Consider the following 7,421-nt stretch of genomic DNA (forward strand, 5'->3'; position numbering starts at 1 on the left):
TCGATGTCCGCCTGGCCGCCGCCCCAGGCCATCACGGGGCTGCGCAGCAGCGTCCACTGCCAGAGGCGCCCATTCAGGCTCAGGCTGTAGGCGTCGTGGCTGAGCAGCGCCACGGTGCGCCCGCCCAGCTCGAGCCGGGACCAGCCCTGCACCGGCCACTCCACCGGGCTCGGCTGACGCCGGACGTGCCCGCCGGCTTGAGCGTCCAGCCAGCTCTCGGGCGTCTCGCCGAGATGAATGGGCAGTTGCAGCAGCGTGAACCTCTCGCTGAAGTTTACCTCGAGCCTCATGTGAACGCGCGGCTCGCCGCGGTACAGCGACACCGTCCAGCGCACCGCCGAGTGGCCGAGGCGGCTGTCTAAGCGCGCGCGCACCCGCAGCGGCCCGCGCTCTTCGACCAGCCACGACCCCGCCGAAAAGACCTCGCGGACGCCCTTGTCGAAGCGGTCGCTGTGAAAGGTCCAGGTGTCGGTCATGTCCTCGCGCAGGTGCAGGCCGATGCCCGCGCCGCCCAGCAGCGGCTCGCCCTGGACCTCTATTTGCCCGATGCCCGTGGGCGCCAGCTCGAGGCGAAGGTGGCGGTTCATCAGGTGAGTTTGGGAGACCTCGAGCTCCGTCTCGAGCTCCGTCTCGGTATCCTCTTGGGGTTTGGCGTCGCTTCGCTGACTCTTCGGGTCGTCGCGCACCAGGAGCTGCGTCACGCCCCCGGCGGGAACGGTGACGGGGAAGAGGACGCGGTTGGCAAGCAGGACCTTCGCCTCGGGCTGGATGCGCTGGTGCGAGACGGGCGCGCCGTCCAAAGTCGAAAGCCAGCGCTCACCCCAGGGGTCGAAGTCCAGGAAGGGCTCGGCCTCGATATAGCCTTGCCAGTCCTTGGGCCCGGCGTTCATGGCGATGAGCTGCTGGTGGTTGACGGCGGGGAGTTCCCTGCGGCTCCAGCGGCGGCTGGTCTCGACGATCAGCTCCTCGCCGACGATGCGCGCGCGCCCCTGCATCGCCCGCACCGACGGCCACGCCGACGGGACCGAAGTTCCCGCTAAGACGTCGTGGAACTGCGTAAAGAGCAGGTCGTCCCAGGCGGCGTCTAAGCGCGCGTGAAGGTCGCGTCGTGTCTCGCCGCCGAAGCGGTCGATAAAGTCTTCGGCCTGAACGAGCAGCCCCTCGCCGTGGCGCTGCGCCTGCTTGATATCGTGCATGACGCTGTAGCAGCCGGGGAAGGTGTGTTGCAGTTCGCCCTCCACCACCGGCAACGCGCCCAGTCCTTCCTGGACGGCCTCGAAAAACGCGTCGGGGGTGCTGAAGCGCAGCTCGAGGCCGTCAAAGCTGTGGGCGTGCTCCAAGATGTACTCGATGTTGGCCTTGGTGGGACCGCCGCCGTGGTTGCCGACGCCGTAAAAGCACATGCTGTGCCCAAGGGCCTCGTCCGCGTCTTCAACGGCCAGCATGATCTGACCGTAGAGGTCGTCCGCGCGCGTGACGTAGGTAGGGTTGATGCGAAAGGCCGTCAGCTCGCCGTCGCCTGGCCCCCGCCAGCGAAAGGTCTGGGCGGGCAAGGGCTGCTGCTTGTCGTTCGGGCGGCAAAAGACGTAGCCCGTGTAGCCGTGGCTGGCGTAGAGGTCGGGCAGGGTGGCGGGGTGGCCGAAGGAGTCGACGTTGTAGCCGACGCGCGGCGTGACCCCAAAGCGCGAGTTGAAATAACGCCCGCCGTGAAGGAGCTGCCGATGCCAGCCCGCCTCGCTCGGCAGGTTGCAGTCGGGCTGGATGACCTGCCCGCCAGTGATGTGCCAGCGGCCCTCTTCGACCAGCTCTTTGACGCGCGCGAACAGCGCCGGGTCGAGCTTCTCGACCTGTGCGTAAAGCCAGCTTTCGCCGCGGGTATAGACGAAATCCGGGTAGTCGTCGCAGCGGTCGGCGGCCGAGCGGAAGGTCGCCAGCGCCTCGTCGACGCCCGCCTGCCAGTTCCAGAGCCAGACGGGGTCCAAGTGGGCGTTGCCGATCATGTGGACGACGGTGCTTGTAGGAGTGCTCGTAGGAGTGGTCGTGAGGGGGGTCATAATGAGGTCCGTTTCATGGTTGTAGTTTCATGGTTGCGGGGCTCCTTTGGAGTTCACGGGTCTGGGGCTCAAATAGCCTAGCGCGCCGAGAAAGGTATCGGCGTGGCGCAGGGTGGCTGTAAAGGTGCGCCCCTCGCCGCGGCCTGGGTTGAAAAAACCGTGGCCTTCGCCCGCGAAGCTGACGAGTTTGCAGGAGTTGCCGGTCTCCCGCATCCGCTTGGTAAAGGCCGCGGCGGTCCTGAGCGGGGTCGTCTCGTCGTCCTCGCCCTGGAGGATGAGGGTAGGCGGCAGATCCGGCCCGAGGTGGTGTAGTGGGGAGAGCTCGTGGCCGCGCCCGCCAAAGCGTTCGTGGCCAAAGCCCGTGGGGCTGGTGTCGAGGACGGGGTTGAAGAGGACGAGCGCGTCGGGGCGGGCGGACGGAGGGCTCTCCGCATCCTCGATTATCGCCGTACACGCCGCCAGGTGGCCCCCGGCCGAGCCGCCCGCCGCCACCAGGCGGTCCGCGTCGAAGCCCAGACGCTCGGCACGTTCGCGCAGCCAGCGGATGGCTGCGCGGGCGTCGGCGAGGCCGTCGAAAGGCGTCGCGCCGTGCCGGTTGCGCACGCGGTATTCGGCGCAAGCCGCGACCATGCCGCGCGCGGCGAAGTGCCGCGACTGCGGGGCGAACTGCTCGAGGTCGCCGTTCAGCCAGCCGCCCCCGCAGAAGAAGACGACGGCTCCCCCCGTCCTCGGCCCGACCGGCTCGTAGAGGCGCAGCTCGAGCGCCGCCCCACCCACGCGCTTGAAGACGTGCGCGCGCTCCGTCACCCTAAGCATGGCGGGGGGCGCCCCCGGTGCTCGGCGTGAAACGGCGGGTGGTGGTCGAACGCCGCACGACCTCGCGGAGGCTGCCCGCCGGGATCGTGCCGAGTGCTTCGGCCTGGACGAGCAGGTTGCCCATCAGCGTCGCCTCCGCCGGGCCGGCTAAGACCTCGCGGCCGCTGGCGTCGGCGCTGAGCTGGTTTAAGAGATCGATCTGTGCGCCGCCGCCGACGACATGGACCGTGCGAACGCGCAGGCCCGTCACCCGCTCGAGCCCGTTTAAGACCTCGGCGTAGCGCGCGGCCAGGCTTTCCAGGACGCAGCGCGTGACCGTGGCGCGCGAGGTCAGCGTGCGGCCGTGCCTCTCGGCGACGAGCCTACAGACGCGCTCCGGCATGTCCGGGCCGGGTGGCAGCAGCCGCGCGTCGTCAGGGTCGATGAGAAGGCCGAGCGGCCCGTGCGCCTCGGCTTCGCCCAGGAGGCTCTCGAAGCCGGGCTCGCCCCAGGCGGCGCGGCATTCCTGCAAAATCCACAGGCCCATCACGTTCTTGAGAAGCCGGGTGCTGCCGCGCACCCCCGCCTCGTTGCTCAAGTTCGCCCCCAGGGCCGCCGCCGTGAGGACGGGCGCCCCCGTCTCGACGCCGACGAGCGACCAGGTGCCGCTCGAGACGAACGCCCAGCCCTCCCCCTCGGCGGGCACGGCCGCCACCGCCGAGGCGGTGTCGTGCGTGGCGGGCGCGATCAGGGCGGTGCCCGCCAGGCCCGTGTCGCGGGCGACCTCGTTCGTGAGCGTGCCGAGGACGGTGCCCGGCTCGACCAGTTCGGGCAACAGCTGCGGAGGGAGTCCAAAGGCCGCCAAGACCTCCGGCGACCAGGCAGCGGTACGGGGGTCGAAAAGCTGCGTGGTCGAGGCGTTGGTCCTTTCGCCCACGATGCGCCCGCCCAGCCAGTAGTGAAAGAGGTCGGGAATCATCACCAGCCGCGCCGCGCGCGCCAGCAGGCCGGGCAGGTCGCGCTTGACCGCCAGGAGCTGGTAGAGGGTGTTGAAGGGCAAAAACTGCAGACCCGTCCGCTCGTAAAGCTCGCTCCGGGAGAGCGTCTTGAAGGCGTCCTCCATCACCCCGTCCGTGCGGGCGTCGCGGTAGTGGTGCGCGCCGTCCATGAGCAGGCCGTCCTCGTCGAGAAGGACGTAGTCCACGGCCCAGCTGTCCACCCCGACGCTGGCGACGGGCCCCGCGGCCGCGGCAAGTTTGAGCCCGCGCAGGACCTCGCGCCACAGGCCCAAGACGTCCCAGTAGAGGTGGCCGCGCAGCGACGCGGGCTCGTTATGGAAGCGGTGCAGGACCGTGACCTCGAGCCTGCCCCCTTCGAGCACGCCGAGCGCGACCCGCCCGCTCGAGGCGCCCAGGTCCACGGCCACATGGCGGCTCGCTTCAGCGCCCATCTTGAGCGCCCACCTTAAGCGTCCACCTCAGCGCACATAGGCGGCGGGGACGCCGCCGTCCACGGTGAGCACGCCGCCGGTCGTCTTGCTCGAGCCGGGACTCGCGAAAAACAGCACCGCCTCGGCGACGTCGTCCGGATAGACGTTGACCTTCAAGGTGGTGCGCTGACGGTAGAAGTCCTCGAGCGCTTCGGGTGCGATACCGTAGGTCGCCGCGCGCTCCGCCCGCCACTTGCCGTTCCAGATGGTCGAGCCCGACAGCACCGCGTCGGGCAAGACGGCGTTGACGCGGATGCCCGCCGCGCCGCCCTCCTCGGCCAGGCAGCGCGCCAGGTGAAGTTCGGCTGCCTTGGCCGCGCTGTAGGCGCTGGCGTTCTTGCCGGCGACCACCGAGTTTTTCGAGGTCACGAAGACGAGATTGCCACCGCTCCCTTGCGCCCGCCATAGCCTGAACGCCTCGCGCGCGACGAGAAAGTAGCCCGTTGAGAGGATGGCCTGGTTGCGGTCCCACATCGCCAGGCTGGTCTCCTCGATGGGCGCCGACGAGGCGATGCCCGCGTTGCTGACGACGATGTCGAGACCGCCGTAGCGCATGACCGCCGCGTCGAAGGCGCGCGCGACGTCCTCTTCCGAGGTGACGTCGCAGCGCAGGCCGAGCCCTCGCCCGGCGCCCCGAGTTTCGGAAAGCCGCGCGGCGAGCTCGCAGGCGCCGCTCTCGTTCAGGTCGGCGATGACCACGTGCGCGCCGTTGGCGGCGAAGGTTTCGGCGACCGCCCGGCCGATGCCCGAGGCGCCGCCCGTGATGAGCGCGACCTTGCCCTCTAAGGGCTTGGGCGCGGGCTTGAGCGAGAGCTTGTAGAGCTCGAGCGGCCAGTACTCGACTGCGAAGGATTCCGCTGCCGAGAGCGAGCGGAAGCCGCCCAGCCTCCGCGCGCCCTCCATCACCCGGATGGCGCGGCGGTAGAGCCCGCGTGACACCTCGGCGGCGGCGGCGTCCTTGCCGCTGCTCACCAGACCGAGACCGGGGATGAGAACCACGCGCGGGCTCGGCGCAAACATCGCGTCGCCTTCGCCCGCGTACGCGGCGAAGTAACGGCGGTACTCCGCTTGATACCTTTGCAGCCCCTCGTTCACCGCCTCCAGCAGGGCGTCCTTGCCGTCTCCCGGGCGCCAGGCGACGAACAGCGGGACGCGCTTGGTGTGCACCAGGTGGTCGGGGCAGGCGGCGCCGACTTGCGACAGCTCGGCGGCGCCCGGCGCGTTCACGAACGCCAGCACCTCCGGGTCGCGGTCTACGGCCACGACGCCCCCCGTCACCCCCCGGACGACCGGCAGGACGGCGCGGAGCAGCGGCGCCGCCGCCACGTCGCTACACCCTCCACGCTGCACCGCCTCGGGCGCGGCGTGCTCGGCCAGGTAGTCCTCCGCCTCCTGGACGATGCGCAAGGTGCTCCTGTAGCAGGCCTCGCTCGTCTCGCCCCAGGTGACGAGGCCGTGCTTGGCCATCACCACGCACTCGAGCTCGGGCTTGTTCCTGACCGCTTCGCCTATCTCTTTGGAGAGCGTGAAGCCGGGCCGGATGTAGGGCACCCAGGCGGCCCGCTCGCCGTAGAGCTTCCGAACGTGCCGCTCGCCGCCTGCGGCGCAGGCGAGCGCGATAACGGCGTCGGGGTGGGTATGGTCGACGTGGGGCGCGGGCACGAAGGCGTGCAAGAGCGTCTCGATCGACTGCCGGGGGCGGCCGCTCTCGAAGAGGCAGCGCTCCAAGTAGGCGACCATCTCGGCGTCGCTCATCTCGTCGCGTTCGAACAGGGGGAGCACCTCCGCAAGCTTCAGCCCGGCAAAGCCGCCTCCTTCTATCCTAGCCATGTCCGAACCGCTGCCCTTGACCCAGAGCACGGTCACCTCCCGGCCTAAATGGTCCGTCTCCAGGCTCTTCGCCGAGGTGTTGCCGCCAAAGACGTTGACCACGCTGCGGTCGGCGGCCAATAGCCTCGAGCGGTAGGCCAGCCTTGCCAGGCCCTCGCCCGCGGGCGCGTCCTTGGGGTTCCAAAGGTCTTGTGGCATTGACTCCTCCCTTACTCCTCCGTCGGGTAACCGCCGCCCGTTGCGGCTGTCCCTCGCGCTTTGGCGCGCCCCTCGCCGTAGCCTCCGCGCCTCAGTGCCTCTAACGGCTCGGGGTCGAGGCCCATCTCGGTCCTTATCGTGTGCAGCAGCGGCGTCACGTCGTGGCGAAAGGCGTCCGTCAGCAGCCTGTGCGCTCCTAGCACGTCGCCCTCTTGTTGTGTCTCTTCGAGCGCCCCGAAGTCGATGCCGAGCGCCCTGGCATAAGCCTCCTGACAGTTTATGACCGAGAGCAGCATGGCCTCGAGTTTGGGCTCGACGTTGTGGCTCTGGTCGATCATGGTGGCGACCTCGCCCGCGCCGGGCAGGCCCTTGCGCTCCGCCTTGAGCAGTTCGGCGTAGAGGCAGAAGAGCTCGAAGGGGTTCTGGCTGCCGACGATGAGGTCGTCGTCGGCGTAGCGCCGGGCGTTGAAGTGAAAGCCGCCCAGGCGCCCTTCGGACAGCAAGAACGCCACGATCTGCTCGATATTGCAGCCCGGCAGGTGGTGGCCCAGATCCACCAGCACCAGCGCCCGCGGGCCGAGCTTGAGCGCGTGGGCGTAGGCCATGCCCCAGTCGGCCAGGTCCGTGTGGTAGAAGGCGGGCTCGAAGGGCTTGTACTCGAGCAGCAGCCTGCCGCCCTCGGGCAAGGCCGCGTAGACGCGCGCGAGGCCCTCCTCGAGCCGTTCCTTTCGCGCCGCGATGTCGTCCTGCCCGGCGTAGTTGGTGCCGTCGGCCAGCCACAGGCTGAGGTCACGCGAGCCCGTCTGCCGCATGATGTCGCAGCACTCGAGCAGGTGCGCTACGGCCTCTTCCCGGACGGCGGCGCCCGGGTGCGTCAGTGAGCCGAGCTTATAGATGTCGCGTTGAAACAGATTCGGGTTGATGGCGCCGAGTGAAATCCCCTTGCTTTCGGCGAAGCCTCTCAGCTCGGCCCAGTCCTCCACGCGGTCCCAGGGGATGTGCAAGGCGACGCTGGGCGCGACGCCGCTGAGCGCGTGAACGAGCGCGGCGTCCTC

The 7,421-nt window shown here is 69.4% G+C and carries 5 protein-coding genes; all 5 read right to left on the minus strand.

The features are described 5' to 3' along the window. Positions 1-2,054 (minus strand): hypothetical protein (locus M3498_00455; GenBank protein MDQ3457765.1); only part of this gene is annotated, 2,054 nt, incomplete at its 3' end. Positions 2,055-2,081: 27 nt separating this feature from the next. Then, positions 2,082-2,870: an alpha/beta hydrolase gene (locus tag M3498_00460; GenBank protein ID MDQ3457766.1), complete on the minus strand. Its 789-nt coding sequence runs from the start codon at positions 2,868-2,870 to the stop codon at positions 2,082-2,084. Next, positions 2,863-4,299: a rhamnulokinase gene (locus M3498_00465; protein ID MDQ3457767.1), complete on the minus strand. Its 1,437-nt coding sequence runs from the start codon at positions 4,297-4,299 to the stop codon at positions 2,863-2,865. Before M3498_00465 ends, M3498_00460 begins: the two co-directional genes overlap by 8 nt. A 27-nt stretch (positions 4,300-4,326) precedes the next feature. Continuing rightward, positions 4,327-6,366 carry a bifunctional aldolase/short-chain dehydrogenase gene (locus M3498_00470; GenBank protein ID MDQ3457768.1) on the minus strand — a complete coding sequence of 680 codons (2,040 nt, stop codon included), beginning with the start codon at positions 6,364-6,366 and terminating at the stop codon, positions 4,327-4,329. Between the two features lie 11 nt (positions 6,367-6,377). Then, the coding region (locus M3498_00475) for a TIM barrel protein (GenBank protein ID MDQ3457769.1) at positions 6,378-7,421 on the minus strand (1,044 nt) is incomplete at its 5' end.

This window comes from Deinococcota bacterium (assembly GCA_030858465.1).
Taxonomy (GTDB): Bacteria; Deinococcota; Deinococci; order Deinococcales; family Trueperaceae; genus JALZLY01.

What these genes read in the sequence shown, in the direction of transcription:
- M3498_00460 (MDQ3457766.1), bottom strand. Translation starts at nt 2,870, where the DNA reads ATGCTTAGGGTGACGGAGCGCGCGCACGTCTTCAAGCGCGTGGGTGGG.
- M3498_00465 (MDQ3457767.1), bottom strand. Translation starts at nt 4,299, where the DNA reads ATGGGCGCTGAAGCGAGCCGCCATGTGGCCGTGGACCTGGGCGCCTCG.
- M3498_00470 (MDQ3457768.1), bottom strand. Translation starts at nt 6,366, where the DNA reads ATGCCACAAGACCTTTGGAACCCCAAGGACGCGCCCGCGGGCGAGGGC.